Source organism: Bacteroidales bacterium (genome assembly GCA_035353855.1).
Classification (GTDB): Bacteria; Bacteroidota; Bacteroidia; order Bacteroidales; family CG2-30-32-10; genus DAOQAK01.
On record DAOQAK010000002.1, the window covers coordinates 1 to 18,320 of the forward strand.

An 18,320-nucleotide genomic window follows, 5' to 3' on the forward strand; every position below is an offset into this window, starting at 1 on the left:
TGAAACCGAAAAATGAAATATTTGGAACATTGATATAATCAGCAGACCCTAATTATATATAAGTAAGTTAGATTAAACGATATCGCAATTTACAAAGATAGTAAGTTTTACTTATTTATAAAGGTCAAAAACAAATGGAAATGTTGTATATATATAAAGAAAAAGGGGAAGCCGTTTTTACAACTTCCCTTGTCTATAGCGCTCCGGTGATTTTAAGGATAGGATAAAATTATTAAAAGCAACAGTGAGCAATGTGTGGCAGGACCGGGCGCTTTCTAATATTTGGCGGACATCCCCTTTATTTCGCTAAAATATCATACTTACAATTACTATGCTTACTACAAAAGCCAGGTAAATGAAAGTGTAGATATTATCTTTTATCAATGTTTTCATGGCTTTTCTTTTTTTAAGGTTTTTGAATATTTTTTTTGTTTTTATATTGTATTTTTTGTTTTCTATTGTAAAGTTAGTTATACTGAAATTTTGTTACAATCCATAATCAGTATAATGATGCACAAAATCAGTTAAAGGTGATTCTTTATAAGTTTTCGGTTAGGGTAATTTTTGTTTTGATACTTTTGCAGATAACTTTAGAATATTTTATTATATGAATTATTTTAATTTTCACACGCATACATTGTATTGCGATGGGAAAGCAGAACCGGAAGATTACGTTAAAGAAGCTATTGAAAAAAAAATGACGGCTATTGGTTTTACCTGTCATTCGCCATTACCATTTGAAAACGGATATAGTATTAAACAAAATAATATTGGAAATTATATCAATGATATAAGAGGTTTACAAAAAAAGTATTCTAATAAAATTAAAGTTTATATTGGGACTGAATTTGATTTTGTACCGGGTATGTCGGATGATTTTACCGTACTTAAAAATACTTTAATGCCTGATTATTTTATTGCTTCCGTGCATTTGGTAAGAAATAATGAGAATAAGAAATTATGGTTTATTGATGGTCCGGAAATAAATTATTCAGAAGGGATTGAAACAATTTTTAATAATAATGTTGAGCTTGCTGTAAGAACATATTATGAACAAGTTACTTTAATGGTATCTAAATTAAAACCGGATATTATCGGGCATATCGACAAAGTGAAAATGAATAATAAAAACAGATACTTCACAGAAAATGAAGAATGGTATAAAAAACTTGTAAATCATTTACTTGATACTGTTCAAAAAGCTGGAAGTATTGTTGAAGTAAATACCCGTGGTATTTATAAAAAACGCTGTGAATCAACATATCCAGGAAAAGAAATACTTAAAGAAATATATATAAGAAAAATTCCGGTTACAATTAGTTCCGATGCGCATTTACCCTGTGAATTGATTTTATGTTTTGATGATACAATAGAATTATTAAGGAATATAGGATTTAAAACTATAAAATATTTTACAGGAATTGATTGGATAGATATTTCAATTATATAAAATAAACTCCTTTTATTAGCTTATTATTCCTGCATATTTAAAGGTTCGCCAAATAATGTAGCAGCGGTGCATCGTTCAATTTTAACTTTTATATAATCGCCACTTTTAAAATCCATTTTCGGAAAAATAACTACTTTATTCTGGCTTGTTCTGCCTGACATAAAATCTTTTGATCGTTTTGATTTTCCTTCAACCAATACTTCAAAATCTTTCCCAATGTCATTTTGATTATTTTTCAGTGAAAGTTTTTGCTGTAGTTGTATCACTTCTTCCAGTCGTTTTATTTTTATTTCTTCGGGAACATCATCCTTTAATCTTCCTGCAGCGGCAGTGCCGGGTCTTTCGGAATATTTGAATATGTAAGCAAAATCAAAATGTGCCCATTCCATAATAGATAATGTTTCATTATGGTCGTCATCTGTTTCGGAACAAAAACCACAAATAATATCGGTTGAAATGCTACAACCGGGAACGATGCGGTGTATTGCTTCTATACGTTCCATATACCATTTTCTGTCATAACGACGGTTCATTAATTTTAAAATCCTGCTGCTTCCCGATTGTACTGGCAAATGTATGGAACGGCAAATATTCGGATATTTTGCGATAACCATTAATAATTCATCCGACATATCTTTAGGGTGAGAAGTGGCAAAACGTATGCGTAACAATGCGTTTATACCGGCAACTTTTTCCATAAGTGTAGAAAAATCAATAGTTGTATCGTTTTCAATCCATTTATATGAATTTACATTTTGTCCGAGTAAAGTAATTTCGCGATAGCCTTTTTCAAATAAACCTGCTGCTTCATCGATGATGGTTTGTGGATTCCGGCTTCTTTCTTTTCCGCGTGTATAAGGGACTACGCAATAAGAACAAAAATTTTCGCAACCCCGCATTATGGAAATAAATGCTGAAACGCCTTTACTGTCAAGACGTACAGGATTTATATCGGCATAGGTTTCGTCGGCTGATAAAATTACATCAATGGCTTTTTGCCCATGCAGTGCAGTATTTAAAAGCTCAGGAATGTTTCTGTAAGCATCAGGTCCAACAATTAAATCGACTGATTTTTCCTGTTCCAGTAAATTTTCTTTCAGGCGTTCAGCCATACAACCCAGAACACCAATTATCAGGTGAGGATTTTTTTTCTTCAGCGATTGAAACTCCCTTAATCGTTTATATACGCGGTCTTCAGCATGTTCGCGGATTGAGCAGGTGTTGATGAAGATTACATCCGCTTCTTTATGGTTATCAGTTGGAGTATAATTATTTTCTTTCATTACCGAAGCTACAATTTCACTATCGGAAAAATTCATCTGGCAACCATAAGTCTCGATAATAAATTTTTTTTGCATTTTTTTTGACGTATAATAAATTGCTGAGAACCCTGCAAAATTAAGTAAAAAACAAATCCGACATTTCTTTTTTTATAAGGTATCAAAAAAAAATATTTGTGTTGGATTAAAGTATTTCATTTTCTTTGCAAGAATTTTAAAAGTAAAATTGTAAAAACATTAAAATGGGAAAAAATCTTGTAATAGTTGAATCTCCTGCTAAAGCGAAGACAATTGAGAATTTTTTAGGGAAAGATTTTATTGTGAAATCAAGTATGGGTCATGTGCGCGACTTGGCAAAAAGCAAAACAACAAAAGATTCTTCAGGTATTGGTATAGATATAAAGAATGGGTTTAAACCCATTTATGAAGTTCTTGAAGATAAAAAAACAATCATAACGGAATTAAAAAAATTAGCTAAAGAATCGGAAATAGTTTGGCTAGCGACTGATGAAGACCGCGAAGGAGAGGCTATTTCATGGCATCTTTTAGAAACATTGAAAATTAATGAAAACAAAACCAAGCGAATTGTTTTTCATGAAATAACCAAATCGGCAATTTTAAATGCTATTGAAAATCCAAGAACTATAGATAAAAATTTGGTTAATGCACAACAAGCCCGCAGGGTACTCGACAGACTGGTAGGTTTTGAACTTTCACCATTGCTATGGAAAAAAGTAAAACCATCTTTATCGGCAGGTCGTGTTCAATCGGTTGCTGTAAGGCTTATTGTTGAAAGAGAAACAGAAATAAAAGATTTCAAAATAGTTTCTTCTTATAAAATTACTGCGAATTTTGATATAGAGAAAAACGGACAAACATCAGTATTGAAAGCAGAATTACCAAACAGGTTTCAAACAAAAGAAGAAGCAATAAATTTTCTGAAAAAATGTTTAGGTGCTGATTTTATTGTTGATTCAATTGAAACAAAGCCTGCTAAAAAATCACCGGCTCCTCCTTTTACTACGTCTACTTTACAACAGGAAGCTTCAAGAAAACTTGGTTTTTCGGTTGGAAAAACCATGATGATAGCCCAACAACTCTATGAATCTGGAAAAATAACATACATGCGTACCGATAGTGTAAATCTTTCGGATATGGCTTTGAGCACAATCAAAGATGAAGTCATTTCGTTGTACGGAGAGCAATATGTGAAGATCAGGAAATATACTACCAAAACAAAAGGTGCGCAGGAGGCTCACGAAGCGATACGTCCTTCTTATATCAATAATCAGAATATTAGCGGCGACGATGCTCAGAGAAGATTGTACGACCTGATATGGAAACGTACCATCGCTTCACAAATGAGTGATGCAGAATTGGAGAAAACCAATGTTACCATAAAAATCTCTACTACTCCCGAAAAATTTATTGCACGTGGCGAAGTACTGAAATTTGATGGATTCCTTAAAGTATACATGGAGTCGACCGATGACGAAGAAGACGAAGCTCAAAAAGATATGCTTCCTCCAATTAAAGTTGGCGAACTTTTAAAGTTAAAAGATATTTTAGCAATTGAAAAATTTTCTCAAACCCCACCTCGTTATACGGAAGCTAGTCTTGTAAAAAAATTGGAAGAACTCGGAATAGGGCGTCCTTCAACATATGCCCCAACGATTAGCACCATTCAGAAACGCGGTTATGTTGTTATTGAAGACAGACCGGGAACTACACGGAATTATACTTATATTTCTCTTAGCAAGGAAAAAATTTCCGAAGAAATTAAAACAGAAGTTTTTGGTACCGAAAAATCAAAAATTTTCCCAACAGATATTGGTAGTTTGGTCAATAGATTTTTACTTCAGTATTTCGATAATATTATTGATTATAATTTTACCGCGAGCGTTGAAAAAGAATTTGACGAAATTGCGCAGGGAATGAAGGAATGGGAAAAAGTGATCAATGATTTTTACTTCCCCTTTCACAAGCAAATAGAACAAACAAATAAAAATTCTGAGAAAGTCAGTGGTGAAAAATTTCTTGGTAAAGATCCGGAAACAGGAAAACCTGTATATGTGAAAATCGGAAAGTTCGGACCTATTGTTCAGATGGGGGAAACAGAAAGTGAAGAAAAACCAAGGTTTGCAGGACTATTAAAAGGACAAAGTATTGAAACAATAACATTTGAAGAAGCACTTGAACTTTTTAAATTACCGAAAGTCATAGGAACGTTTGAAGGTACTGATATCATTGTTTCGGTAAGTCGTTTCGGTCCTTACATAAAACATATGAATGGTTTTTATTCATTGAAGAAAACCGATAATCCTACTACTATTAATGAAAGTCGTGCAATTGAAATTATTCTTGAAAAAAGAACAAAAGATAGCAATAAATTGATAAAAGAATTTACTGAAAATCCAGAAGTAAAAGTTCTTAGGGGGCGATGGGGAATATATATTGCAATTGGGAAGAATAATTATAAAATTCCAAAAGGAACCGAACCCGAAAAGCTTTCACTGAAAGATTGTCTTGAAATAGCAGAAACCCAAAATAAAGAAACTCCGGTTAAAGGTAAAGTAAAATCTAAAAAACAGAAATAAGCATGGATACTGATATTTCTATATATTTTGAGCCTGTAAGTATTAACGATTATAGCAATAGTAATGATTTTCGTCCCGGAAGAATTGGTGATATTATTAATGCCTTTAAAAATGAAAATAATTTTCCTTCGCTTGAAAATATTGATATAGCTATTATTGGTGTTAACGAAGATCGTCTTTCAACAAATAATGAGGGAACTTCATTAGCTCCTGATCAGGTTAGAAAATATTTATACCGACTTTATCAGAATAATTTTAAAACACGTATTGTCGATTTAGGAAATATTCGCAGGGGGCATAATATAGAAGATACTTATTTTGCTGTAAAAAATGTTTTATCGGAATTAATGAAGGCTCATATAATTCCTGTAGTGATTGGTGGCTCTCAAGATATAACTTATGCCAATTATTTAGCATATGAAAGTCTTGGCCAGATTATAAATATTGTTTCAGTTGATTCAAGTTTTGATTTAGGAAATGCTGAACAGGACATGAGTTCAAAATCTTACCTGAGTAAGATAATAATGCATCAGCCAAATTTTCTTTTTAACTATACCAACATTGGATATCAAACCTATTTTGTTGATCAGGACGCAATTGATTTGATGGGGAAATTATATTTTGATGTATACAGGCTTGGTCATGTACGTGCAAACATTGAAGAAGTTGAGCCTTATGTAAGAAATGCAGATATGGTTTCATTTGATATTTCTTCTATTCGCCAGTCGGATGCTCCCGGAAATGCCAATGCATCACCCAATGGATTTTATGGAGAAGAAGCATGTCAGATTACACGTTACGCGGGTTTAAGTGATAAACTTTCTTCCATAGGTTTTTATGAAATGAATCCAACTTTTGATAATAGTGGGCAAACGGCACATCTTGTTGCACAGATGATTTGGTATTTCATTGATGGATTTTATTTCAGGAAGCATGATTTTCCTTTGAAAGAAAAAGAGCAGTATTTAAAATACAGAGTTTCCATTAATAATCATAAGTACGAAATTATTTTTTATAAAAGTAAAAAAAGTGATCGCTGGTGGATGGAAGTTCCTTGTCCTACATTTCTAAAAAGCAAATATGAACGCCATTATTTGGTACCCTGTTCCTATAAGGATTATCAGACTGCATTAAAAGAAGAGATGCCCGACCGATGGTGGCAGGTATATCAGAAACTAATGTAGGCTAATAAAACCAATACCTCTATTATTATATCTTTTCAAAATCGTTTTTATAAATTTAATTTTCAAAAATTTTATAAATATTACTTCTTTTACAAGCTGGGTATTATTTATGAAAAACATTGAAATATATAAGTTATTTAATGTAACTTTTGTTTAAAATCAAAGTATAAAAATTTTAAATGGTTGATTTATAGTAATATGTAATTTTTATAACTTTTTTTCAACAATAAGTACTTGTAAAATAAAAAACAATTTCATAATTTTACAGTCTTTTTATAAATTAAAGGCAGTTATACTCTACATTTTGAAAATAATTTTGTGTATGAAAAAAAATATTACTTTTTTATTTTTCTTCCTCGCTTCTGTTGTTATATATGCACAACAGGAGGTTCAGGTAAGCCATAATATGTTTAATAATATGGGTATAAATCCTGCTTATGCTGGTATGAATGATGGCATATGTGCAACTGCAATTGTTCGTCAGCAATGGATGGGGTTTGAAGATGCTCAAGGATATAAAGGAGCTCCTCAGACTTATTTATTATCGATTGATGGTGCAGTTCATCCATTACATGGAGGTTTAGGATTAAATGTGATGCAAGATCAACTTGGATTTGAAAAAAATCTTGATGTCAAACTTTCATACTCTTATAAATTAGCTGCAGGTCCTGGAATTTTGGGCATTGGAGCACAGATAGGTTTCTGGAATAAAAAATATGATTTTACAAAATTTCTTCCTATTGATATTAATGATCCAAAGCTATTGGGTGGTGGCGAAGAAGGTAATATGGCAACTGATTTTGCATTTGGTGTTTTTTACCAAATACCAAGTAAATTATATTTTGGTTTATCATCTTCACAACTTTCGCAAGCAGAGATTTCTTATACCACATCACTTGCAGCACCAACTCTATCCCGTCATTATTACGTATCAGCCGGTTATTATTATCCAATTCCCAGTAACCCTTCACTTGAACTCGATCCTTCCATACTCATTAAATCTGATCTTGCTTCTACACAATTTGATGTAAATGCTTTATTAAAATTTAATAATACTTTCTGGGGTGGAATAAGTTGGAGAGCACAGGATGCTATTGTAGCTCTTATAGGTTATCAAAGAAATTTCAATTTTGGTACACTTAGGCTTGGGTATTCATATGATTTTACAACTTCTGCTCTTAATAATTATAGTAGTGGAAGTCATGAGATTATGTTAGGCTATTGTTTTAAAATTACTAAAGCCGAAAATCATGAGAGTTACGATAATGTTAGATTCTTATAACATATATAAATGTAACCAATTTGAAACAAAAACGTAAAACGAATTTAAATTACCGTTTAATATAATATTCTTAATATTTAAAACGTTAATGTTAAAGAAAAGAACTAAAACAGAGATGCTATGAAAAAGTTGCTAATTTCATTTTCAGCTATCCTTATACTACTTGGAATCCTTACAAGTTGTAATAATTCTGGCAAAGGTCAGTTAATAGGAGTTCAAGATAGACCTGATTGGTATCAACCCGATCCATATGGAATGCTTTTTATACATATGGGGAGCTATAATATGGGTAATAGTGATCAGGATGTACCTTATGCACAAATATCTCCTTCAAAAACAGTTTCTGTTCAAGCATTTTATATGGATGAAACAGAAATTACAAATAATGAATACAGACAATTTGTTTATTGGGTTCGGGATTCAATTGCACATCGTAAACTTGGCGAGCAATTAGAAGAACATTTAATCACAGAAAATGAAGAAACTGGTGAAACTTATGAACCACCTTATATTAACTGGAAAGCAAAAATTGAGTGGGATGGTACTGATGAAGAGCAAAGAGATATTCTTAATACAATGTATATTTCAGAACAAGAAAGATTTTACAGAAGAAAAGAATTAGACCCCCGTATGTTCAATTATGATTATAGTTATATAGATTTTAAAGCTGCTGCTGCAAAAGATTATTCTTCAAGTAATTTAACAGCAGGTTCATTAAATAACAACAGACCACAGGGATTGAAAGACAGGTCAGTATATATTATCAAAAAAACCATTAACATATTTCCGGATACCCTTGCATTTGTGCATGATTTCACATATTCATTTAATGATCCAATGACTCAAAATTATTTCTGGCATCCAGCTTATGATAATTATCCGGTTGTAGGAGTAAACTGGGTACAGGCTCGTGCTTTTTGTATTTGGAGAACATTATTAATGAATAGTTGGCTGTATAGTCAGGAAGAATCATATGTTAACGATTTTCGTCTTCCTACAGAATCAGAATGGGAATGGGCTGCACGTGGAGATCTTGATTTAAGTCCATTTCCATGGGGAGGTCCATATATCAGAAATAGTAATGGTTGTTTCTTGGGAAACTATAAACCGTTACGTGGTAATTATCTTGATGACGGGGGATTTCATACTGTAGTGGTTGGTCATTATGCTCCAAATGATTTTGGATTATATGATATGGGAGGAAATGTTGCAGAATGGACCAGCAATGCTTTCGATGAATCTGCTTATAATTTTGCTCATGATTTAAATATGGATTACAGGTATGAAGCAAAAGATACCGATCCTCCGGCACTAAAGAGAAAGGTAATTAGAGGAGGTTCATGGAAAGATGTTGGCTATTTCATGCAAACAGGTACACGTACGTATGAATATCAAGATACAGCTAAATCTTATATTGGATTCAGGTGTGTCCAGACTTATCTTGGTCGTGATAAAAATGATGGACCTAATGCATCTAATGTATATAATTAATAGTGAATTTTTTATCAATATATCAATCAAAGAACCTAAAGAATTAATTAAACACAAACTAACTAAATACCTAATCAACTATGAAGAACCTAGTAAGAAGTAAAAAGTTTAAAAACTTCATGTCAAAATTGTATGGCTGGGGTGCGTCTGTTGTAATCATTGGTGCATTATTTAAAATTGAGCACTATCCTGGAGCTGGTCCAATGCTGATGATCGGATTAGGAACTGAAGCAATCATATTCTTTTTCTCTGCATTCGAACCACCACACGTTGAACCAGATTGGAGCCTTGTGTATCCTGAACTGGCCGGAATGTATCATGATGCCGAAGCTGAAGCTGAAGAAAGTGAACATAAGAAAAGCATGACAGAAGAACTCGATAAAATGCTTGAAGAAGCAAAAATTGGTCCTGAACTTATTGCTAGTCTTGGAAAGGGGCTGACCAAATTAAATGAAACAACATCTAAATTATCTGATGTAAGCGAAGCTTCAGCTGCAAGTGATGAATTTGTTCAGAATATTAAAAGTGCATCAAAGTCAGCTGGTGAATTAACGAATTCTTATAATAAAACATCTGAAGCTCTTACAAAAGATATAAGTTCAACAGAAGGTTATGCAAATAGTATTAAAGCTGTTTCTCAATCTGCAAATGAACTTGCAAACACTTATGCTCAAACTTCGGAAGTCCTTAAATCTGATCTTGGTGCATCACAAGATTATGTAAATAGTGTAAAAAAAGCTACAAGCTCAGCTCTTGAGCTTGCGGATCAATATAGTAAATCAGCCGAATCATTAACAAAATCAGCCCAGGCAATTGATTTTTCTGCTGTTGATGGTAAATCATATGGTGAACAAATTCAAAAAATTTCGCAAAACCTTGCTGCCCTCAACTCTGTCTATGAACTTCAATTAAAAGGTACAAGCGAACAAGTTCAGGCTACTAATAAACTTCAGGATACATTAAATCAGTTTATGAGTAATCTTGGCGAATCGAATGATAATACATTGAAGTTTAAAAGTGAAATTGCTACCCTTACTAAAAATCTGTCTGCTCTTAACAATGTTTATGGTAACATGCTTGCTGCCATGAATGTTAATGTTAACAGATAATAGGATTTTGGAATAATGATTATTAAAAATTTAAAATAAAAACATAAAAAATGGCTGGTTATAAAGAAACCCCGCGACAAAAGATGATCGGGATGATGTATCTGGTATTAACAGCTCTTTTAGCTCTTAATGTTTCAAAAGATATATTAAATGCTTTCGTTATAGTAAACCAAGGATTAAAAACAAGTCAGGCAAATGTTACAAGTAAAAATGAACTGATTTATGCTAATTTTCTGAAAGCATCCATGGAAAATCCCGTTAAAGTTAAACCCTATCTTGATAATGCGTTAAAAGCTCAAAAAATTACTGATGAATTAGTTAAATATATCAGTGAACTAAGAACAAAAGTAGTAGCTTACGCTGAGTTTGGCATTAAAGATAAAAGTGAAGACGCTGCCATATGGGCAAAAGCAGATACTATCCCATTATCAGCAATTGGCGCTAAAGATAATTACGATAAACCAATGGAAATTCTTATTGGTGGATCAGAAAATGGCGCAACTGGTGAAGGTAAAGTACTTAAAGATAAACTGGAAAAGTTTAAAAAAGATATGATCGCTTTGCTAATGAATGAAAAAGATAAAAAATCTACTGAAAAAAATTTCCCTTTCAATTTAGAGGATTCTTATAGTATTACTGAGGGAAAAGTTGTTAGTTGGATTGAAAATAATTTCTATCATACAGTACTTGCTGCAGATGTGGCTTTATTGAATAAAATGCTTATCGATGTAAAGACTGTTGAAGGTGATATTATAGCTAAACTATATGCTAATGTTGATGCTGCTTCTTTTAAATTTGATAAAATTGTAGCCAAAGTAGTGGCTCCTTCAAGTTATATTATGAGTGGCAGCGAATACAAAGCGAATATTTTCCTTGCAGCTTATGATAGTAAGAAATCACCAGATATATATATTGGTGACACAAATACACACGTAGGCGAACTTCTTGATAAAACAAAATTTGAAGATGGTATGGGTGTATATACTACTTCTGGTGCTGGTGTAGGCGAGAAAAAATATACAGGTTGGATAAGCATTACAAAACCAGGTGAAACTACTCCTACTCTTTATAATTTCAGCAGTTCTTATTTTGTTGGTACACCTTCTGCAACTGTTTCTGCTACAAAAATGAATGTTTTTTACATCGGTGTAGCAAATCCTGTTTCAATTTCTGTACCTGGCGTACCTAGTGATCAAGTTCAACCTACAATTTCTAGTGGAACTCTTAAGTCTTTAGGTGGAGGTAAATATGAAGTTTTTGTAACTACTGGAAATACAAAAACTACTATTAATGTGATGGCAAAAATGGGTGGTAAAGTCACTTCAATGGGTTCTGCAGAATTTCGTGTTAAGCGAGTTCCAAACCCTGAAGCATATATTGCAAATGTAAATGGTGGACTGGTTTCAAAATCTTTATTAGCGGCTTCTGGCGCAATTATTCCTAAAATGCCTGAAGGTTTTGATTTTGATTTAAATTTTATAATCACTTCATTCACATTAACCGTTACTACTGCTGGTGACCTAATTGAAAAGTATGGAGTAGGTAATAAATTAACTGCTGATATGATTGCTGCTATTAATAAAGCTAAGGCAGGTACAAAAGTATATATTGAAGATATTAAAGCAAAAGGACCTGATGGTACTACGCGTTCCTTAGCCTCGATCAACCTAAAGCTTAAATAACCAAAATATTTATAATGGAGGTATTATGTTAAAAATAAAAATTCTGATATTTACATTGTTGGGTGTAATACTTAATTTACCAAGTATTAAGGCACAAGTTATGGATAGTCCGCCACTTGATGGGGTGTATGAAAAAATTCATAATTTAAATCGTGTACCTATACCATATGCCCCTTTACGTGAAGCTGATGCATTGTGGACAAAACGCATATGGAGAGTTATCGATATGCGTGAAAAAATAAATCATCCATTTTATTATCCTATTGATGAACAAAATGGAAGAAAAAGTTTTATGCAGGTTGTTCTTTCTGCGATTCAGGAGGGTTCAATAACAGCATATGATATAGGTAATGATGAATTTTTAATACCATTTACTTATGAACAGATTATGAAAAATCTGAACTCTACTGATTCTGTAACACAACAAAGGGATTATCCTCCTTATGATTATTATGATACAGTTATTGTTCAAAAATTTGAACCTTCTACAGTAAAAAAAATAAGAATTAAAGAAGATTGGTTTTTTGATAAACAACGTTCGGTTATGGACGTAAGAATACTTGGTATTTGCCCAATATTAGACGATATTGATCCTGTTACTGGCGAATCAAGAGGTTCAAAACCTTTATTTTGGATATATTTTCCTGATGCCAGAAAAATATTTGCAAATGCAGAAGTATTCAATCGATTTAATGATGCGGCAAGACTTACCTATGATGATCTTTTCTTTAAAAGAATGTTTAATAGTTATATTTATAAGGAAACTAATGTCTATGATCGTAAAATAATAGAATATGCAACAGGGATGGATGCACTACTTGAATCAGAAAGAATAAAAAATGATATTTTCCTTTGGGAACATGATCTTTGGGAATATTAATATTAATTCCTTTCAAACTCCTCATAGAAATATGGGGAGTTTTTTTATGTAAAAAATTAAATGAAATACTTGCTTTACTCTTCATTAATATTTACTTTTATTACAATTAAATGTAATCCTTATGAAACCCACATTTATTAAAATTATTTTTATAATAGTATTGGTACTAAAATTAAATACTGTTAATGCACAATATGGAACTGGGCTAGGAGTTCGTTATGGGACAGATTCAAATATTGGGTTAACGGTACTTCAATTTTTAGGTGATAGAAACCAGGGAGCCATAAATGTCATAATTTCTGCACCATACAATGGTGTAAGAGCGAGCGGATGTTTTGAATTACATATAAGTAATCATAATGAAAATATAGAAGTAGCACATGTAGGCTTTTTTATAGGCGCTGGTGGACATACAGGGAGATACAAAACAATTGGATGGATGAAAGATGGATCGTCGCCTATTAATAAAGAAAATGTTATTACAGTTGGAGTTGATGGGATTGCAGGTATTGAATGGAAACTTCCTGAAGTACCACTGTTACTTAGCCTTGATGTTCATCCTTTTATTGATTTAAATTATCAGAAACAACAACCGGAAATTTTTGAATTGGGATTATCTTTAAGATATTTATTATAAAAAATTTTTTTATTGAAAAAATAAAAGCCGCCTCAGTATTTTGAGACGGCTTCTTTTTTACTTTTGTGAAAGCAAATTTATTATGCATATTACCGAAACACCCATAGAATATTTAAAAGGCGTAGGTCCGCAAAGAGCAGAAATACTGAAAAAGGAATTGGGTATTTTTAGTTTTAATGATCTTATCGATTACTATCCTTTCAGATATATTGATAAAAGCCGCTTTTATAAAGTTAGCGAAATAAGCAGCGACATGCCCTATGTGCAATTGAAGGGATTCATTGATAAAATAAATTTTATAAGTGGCGGAAAAAAAATTATCCGCATGACTGCACGCTTCAGAGATGAGACGGGTGCGATAGAACTCGTGTGGTTTAATGGTTTCAAATGGCTTAAAGATAATTTCAAACCAAATATCGAATATATAGTTTTCGGAAAACCTACATTATTTAGCGGGAAATATAACATTGCGCATCCTGATGTTGAATTACCTTCCGAACAGGAAGCCCTTATCAATTCAAGCCTTCAGGCTTTTTATAATTCTTCGGAAAAGCTTAAATCTAGAGGGCTCGATAGTAAAGGCATCAGTAAATTAATGAAAGCATTATTGCCTCAAATAAAAGGCTATATTCCCGAAACTCTTTCACAAAAGCTGATAGAAGGATTGAAACTTATTTCACGTGAAGAAGCGTTGAAACAAATTCATTTTCCGGAGAGCCAGGAAATGCTTCAAAAAGCACAGCTTCGACTGAAATTTGAAGAACTATTTTTTGTTCAGTTACGATTGTTAAAACTAAAACTTCTTCGTTCCGAAAAATTTTCGGGTAATAAATTTTCCACAGTTGGCAATCATTTCAACGATTTTTATAAAAATTATCTTCCTTTTCAACTTACAAATTCACAGAAAAAAGTTATAAAAGAAATCAGGAATGATATTGGTTCAGGTAAACAAATGAATCGCTTGTTGCAGGGCGATGTTGGAAGCGGAAAAACAATAGTGTCATTGTTATGTATGCTAATAGCTCTTGATAATGGTTTTCAGGCATGTATTATGGCTCCGACAGAAATATTAGCCATGCAACATTTTGTAAGCATTACAAAACTACTTAAAGAAACAAATATAAATGTTCAACTTTTAACCGGTAGCACAAAGAAGCCTCAACGAAAGAAAATATTGAGTGAACTGGAAAATGGAGATTTGAAAATTCTTATTGGGACTCATGCATTGCTTGAGGAAAATGTAAAGTTTTTAAATCTTGGTTTTGTAGTAATTGATGAACAACATCGATTTGGCGTTGCACAAAGGGCAAAGATGTGGCAAAAAAATAATATACCTCCGCATGTGTTAGTAATGACTGCAACTCCCATCCCGCGTACTTTGGCAATGACGCTTTATGGCGACCTGGATGTTTCTGTAATCAATGAATTGCCTCCCGGGCGAAAACCTGTGAAAACAGTGCATTTTACGGAAGCCGACCGTTTGCGTGTTTTTGGTTTTATGCGAAAGCAGATTCATGAAGGGCATCAGATTTATGTTGTGTACCCATTGATATTTGAATCGGAATCGCTTGATTTGAAACATTTGATGGAAGGATATGATAGCATTGTTCGTGAGTTTCCTTTGCCGCATTATGCAATTAGTATTGTTCATGGCCAGATGAAAACTGCCGATAAAGATTTCGAGATGCAACGTTTTGTAAAAGGTGAAACAAATATAATGGTAGCTACTACAGTGATTGAAGTGGGTGTTGATATTCCGAATGCATCAGTTATGGTGATTGAAAATGCAGAACGTTTTGGTTTATCACAATTACATCAGTTGCGTGGGCGTGTTGGAAGAGGTGCAGATCAATCATACTGTATTTTAATGACCGGGAATAAACTTACGTCTGATGGAAAAAAACGTATTGAAACAATGGTCAGAACTACTGATGGTTTTGAAATTGCCGAAGCTGATTTACGACTTCGCGGTCCCGGCGATATTACAGGAACACAACAAAGCGGTATACTCGATTTTAAAATTGCCGATATCATTAAAGATGAAAAATTGCTCCACTATGCCCGAAAAACAGCTATTGAAATTCTTGAAAAAGATCCTACATTATCAGGAATTGAAAATATTCCTATCATACGTAGGCTTTCAGAACTTAATAAAGAAAATGTTAACTGGAGCAGGATAAGTTGATTGTTTAATACCAATTCAGAATTTAACCATCAAAACATTTTAAAGTGTGAATTTTAATCAAATTGAGTAATTTTACACAAAATTATTTCAAATGAAAATTTCATACAATTGGCTTAAGCAATATTTGAATTTTGATGCAAATCCACAAGATCTTTCGGAAGTACTTACCGGATGCGGGTTAGAAGTGGAAGCACTTGAAGAATATTCCAGTATAAAAGGTGGATTAAAGGGATGTTTTATAGGAGAAGTAAAAACTAAAGAAAAACATCCTGATGCGGATAAGCTCAGTATTACAACTGTTGATATTGGTCGTGCCGAATTATTACATATTGTTTGTGGCGCACCTAATGTTGAAGCCGGACAGAAGGTAGTTGTGGCAACCATTGGTACAACATTATATACAGCAAAAGGAGAATTAGAACTTAAGAAAGCAAAAATTCGCGGACAGGTTTCGGAAGGTATGATTTGCGCTGAAGACGAACTGGGCATTGGTGATTCTCATGCAGGAATTATGGTTCTTGATGCAAATGTAAAAATTGGAATTCCGGCTGCTGAATATTTTAATATTGAAAATGATTGGGTTTTTGAAATTGGATTAACTCCAAATCGTGCTGATGCCACTTCGCATATTGGTGTTGCCCGTGATATTGCTGCTGTTCTAAATGTTTATAATAAAAAGAAGTATTCATATATTTTTCCTGATATAAGTAATTTTAAAATTGATAATAACAATCTGAAAATTGATGTGATTGTTGATGATACTATTGCTTGTCCACGTTATGCCGGAATAACAGTATCTGATATTAGAGTAACCGAATCGCCGGAATGGCTTAAAAACAGGCTTAAAGCTGTTGGTCTTCGTCCGATAAATAATATTGTAGATATTACAAATTTCGTTTTGTTAGAAACAGGTCAACCGCTTCATGCGTTCGATGCAGAGCAGATTTCAGGGCAGAAAGTTATTGTGAAAAAAATGAATGAGGGAACAAAATTCATCACGCTTGATGAAGTAGAACGTACATTAACCTCACGTGATCTGATGATTTGTAACGAAAATGAAGGAATGTGTATAGCCGGTGTTTTCGGGGGAATGAAATCAGGAGTGAGCGAAAAAACAAGAAGTGTTTTTATTGAAAGCGCTTACTTTGATCCGGTTCATGTTCGTAAAACCTCAAAATATCACGGATTAAAAACAGATGCATCATTTCGTTTCGAAAGAGGTGTTGACCCAAACATGGTTATCGTTGCTTTGAAACGTGCGGCATTACTAATGAAAGAAATTGCCGGCGGAAAAATTTCTTCGGAAATTGTTGACATTTATCCTATACCGATAGAAGATTTTAAAGTCAATATTAAATTTGCTAATGTTGACAAGCTTATTGGGAAGAAAATTGAAAAGGATATAATTAAAAATATACTTACATCTCTTGATATTAAAATAGTTTCAGAAAATAATGAAAGCCTCGAATTATCAGTGCCTCCATTCAAGGTTGATGTACAACGTGAAGCGGATGTGATTGAAGAGATACTTCGTATTTATGGTTATAACAACATAGAAGTGCCTGAAACATTTCGTATTTCTTCATCAAAAGCACCCGATCCTGATAAAGAAAAACTTCAAAGTAAAATATCGGATTACCTTTGCAGTAATGGCTTTTATGAGATCATGAATAATTCATTAACGAATGAAAAATATATTAATGGTTTAAACTCGTTAAAGCCCGAAAACAATGTGATAATATTAAATGCATTAAGCACTGAGCTTGGGATCATGCGCCAGTCAATGCTTTTCGGGGGACTGGAATCGGTTTCATATAATCATAACAGGAAGAATTTTAACCTGAAATTTTTTGAATTCGGAAGAACATATAAATATTTGCCGGGAGAAAATGATTTAAAATGTTATGTTGAAAATGAACAACTGGCAATAATCCTCACAGGTAATATAGAAGCAGAGAACTGGAATACCGGTAAAGGAAAGGCTGTTGATTTTTATTACCTGAAAGCTTTTGTAAATAATATTTTTGCAAATATCGGAATCAATAATCGTGAATTTTCAGTAAGAGAAATCTCAAATGATTTGATTGCAGAGGGTTTTGAGTATTCGTATAATAAAACGGTAGTTGCCGGATTTGGCAAAATAGAAAAAAATATTTTGAAAAAATTCGATATCAAGCAAGATGTTTATTATGCAGAAATTGAATGGGCACAGTTTATTTTATTAAGTTCCAGAAACAAAGTTAAATATTCAGATGTATCTAAATTTCCTGAAGTAAGAAGGGATCTTGCATTGGTAATTGATAATTCGGTGAAGTTTTCACAAATAGAAGAGCTGGCATACAAAACAGTACCAGCACTGTTAAAGGAAGTAAATCTTTTTGATATTTATAAAGATGAAAAAATAGGCAGCAATAAAAAATCATATGCGGTAAGTTTTATAATTCAGGACAAAGAGAAAACCCTTACCGATACTGAGACAGATTCAATTATGAATAAACTCATTGCTGTATTTTCTGATGAATTAAATGCTAATCTCAGGTAAT

At 32.9% G+C, this 18,320-nt stretch carries 12 protein-coding genes; 11 read left to right on the top strand and 1 reads right to left on the bottom strand.

What is annotated here, in order from left to right; translation table 11 throughout:
- Positions 1 to 607: 607 nt before the first annotated feature.
- Complete coding sequence (locus PKK00_00475; GenBank protein HNW96865.1) at positions 608 to 1,450, top strand: histidinol-phosphatase; 843 nt, start codon at positions 608 to 610, stop codon at positions 1,448 to 1,450.
- 23 nt (positions 1,451 to 1,473) lie between these two features.
- On the opposite strand, the gene miaB is transcribed toward PKK00_00475, so the two are convergent.
- Complete coding sequence (gene miaB, locus PKK00_00480; protein ID HNW96866.1) at positions 1,474 to 2,808, bottom strand: tRNA (N6-isopentenyl adenosine(37)-C2)-methylthiotransferase MiaB; 1,335 nt, start codon at positions 2,806 to 2,808, stop codon at positions 1,474 to 1,476.
- Positions 2,809 to 2,972: 164 nt separating this feature from the next.
- On the opposite strand from miaB, the gene topA reads away from it, so the two are divergent.
- The 10 genes from topA to pheT all read left to right on the top strand — a co-directional run bounded on the left by topA (position 2,973) and on the right by pheT (position 18,319).
- Positions 2,973 to 5,327 carry a type I DNA topoisomerase gene (topA, locus tag PKK00_00485; GenBank protein ID HNW96867.1) on the top strand — a complete coding sequence of 785 codons (2,355 nt, stop codon included), beginning with the start codon at positions 2,973 to 2,975 and terminating at the stop codon, positions 5,325 to 5,327.
- Positions 5,328 to 5,329: 2 nt separating this feature from the next.
- Positions 5,330 to 6,511 carry a formimidoylglutamase gene (locus PKK00_00490; protein ID HNW96868.1) on the top strand — a complete coding sequence of 394 codons (1,182 nt, stop codon included), beginning with the start codon at positions 5,330 to 5,332 and terminating at the stop codon, positions 6,509 to 6,511.
- 322 nt (positions 6,512 to 6,833) lie between these two features.
- On the top strand, positions 6,834 to 7,793 hold the full coding sequence (locus PKK00_00495; protein ID HNW96869.1) for a type IX secretion system membrane protein PorP/SprF: 960 nt from the start codon (positions 6,834 to 6,836) through the stop codon (positions 7,791 to 7,793).
- A gap of 120 nt (positions 7,794 to 7,913) precedes the next feature.
- Positions 7,914 to 9,284 carry an SUMF1/EgtB/PvdO family nonheme iron enzyme gene (locus PKK00_00500; protein HNW96870.1) on the top strand — a complete coding sequence of 457 codons (1,371 nt, stop codon included), beginning with the start codon at positions 7,914 to 7,916 and terminating at the stop codon, positions 9,282 to 9,284.
- An 80-nt stretch (positions 9,285 to 9,364) separates the two neighbouring features.
- Positions 9,365 to 10,393, top strand: a complete 1,029-nt coding sequence (gene gldL, locus PKK00_00505) for a gliding motility protein GldL (protein ID HNW96871.1) — start codon at positions 9,365 to 9,367, stop codon at positions 10,391 to 10,393.
- A gap of 50 nt (positions 10,394 to 10,443) precedes the next feature.
- Positions 10,444 to 12,075 carry a gliding motility protein GldM gene (gene gldM / locus PKK00_00510; GenBank protein HNW96872.1) on the top strand — a complete coding sequence of 544 codons (1,632 nt, stop codon included), beginning with the start codon at positions 10,444 to 10,446 and terminating at the stop codon, positions 12,073 to 12,075.
- Positions 12,076 to 12,100: 25 nt separating this feature from the next.
- Positions 12,101 to 12,955, top strand: coding sequence for a gliding motility protein GldN (gldN, locus tag PKK00_00515; GenBank protein ID HNW96873.1), 855 nt, complete (start codon positions 12,101 to 12,103; stop codon positions 12,953 to 12,955).
- Positions 12,956 to 13,076: 121 nt separating this feature from the next.
- Complete coding sequence (locus PKK00_00520; GenBank protein HNW96874.1) at positions 13,077 to 13,592, top strand: hypothetical protein; 516 nt, start codon at positions 13,077 to 13,079, stop codon at positions 13,590 to 13,592.
- A gap of 82 nt (positions 13,593 to 13,674) precedes the next feature.
- Positions 13,675 to 15,777, top strand: coding sequence for an ATP-dependent DNA helicase RecG (gene recG, locus PKK00_00525; GenBank protein ID HNW96875.1), 2,103 nt, complete (start codon positions 13,675 to 13,677; stop codon positions 15,775 to 15,777).
- Between the two features lie 91 nt (positions 15,778 to 15,868).
- On the top strand, positions 15,869 to 18,319 hold the full coding sequence (gene pheT, locus PKK00_00530; GenBank protein ID HNW96876.1) for a phenylalanine--tRNA ligase subunit beta: 2,451 nt from the start codon (positions 15,869 to 15,871) through the stop codon (positions 18,317 to 18,319).
- The last annotated feature ends 1 nt before the right edge of the window (position 18,320 follow it).

Coding starts and splice junctions, on each gene's coding strand:
- recG (HNW96875.1), top strand. CDS start 13,675: ATGCATATTACCGAAACACCCATAGAATATTTAAAAGGCGTAGGTCCG.
- PKK00_00490 (HNW96868.1), top strand. CDS start 5,330: ATGGATACTGATATTTCTATATATTTTGAGCCTGTAAGTATTAACGAT.
- gldL (HNW96871.1), top strand. CDS start 9,365: ATGAAGAACCTAGTAAGAAGTAAAAAGTTTAAAAACTTCATGTCAAAA.
- PKK00_00495 (HNW96869.1), top strand. CDS start 6,834: ATGAAAAAAAATATTACTTTTTTATTTTTCTTCCTCGCTTCTGTTGTT.
- PKK00_00475 (HNW96865.1), top strand. CDS start 608: ATGAATTATTTTAATTTTCACACGCATACATTGTATTGCGATGGGAAA.
- topA (HNW96867.1), top strand. CDS start 2,973: ATGGGAAAAAATCTTGTAATAGTTGAATCTCCTGCTAAAGCGAAGACA.
- gldN (HNW96873.1), top strand. CDS start 12,101: ATGTTAAAAATAAAAATTCTGATATTTACATTGTTGGGTGTAATACTT.
- PKK00_00520 (HNW96874.1), top strand. CDS start 13,077: ATGAAACCCACATTTATTAAAATTATTTTTATAATAGTATTGGTACTA.
- pheT (HNW96876.1), top strand. CDS start 15,869: ATGAAAATTTCATACAATTGGCTTAAGCAATATTTGAATTTTGATGCA.
- miaB (HNW96866.1), bottom strand. CDS start 2,808: ATGCAAAAAAAATTTATTATCGAGACTTATGGTTGCCAGATGAATTTT.
- PKK00_00500 (HNW96870.1), top strand. CDS start 7,914: ATGAAAAAGTTGCTAATTTCATTTTCAGCTATCCTTATACTACTTGGA.
- gldM (HNW96872.1), top strand. CDS start 10,444: ATGGCTGGTTATAAAGAAACCCCGCGACAAAAGATGATCGGGATGATG.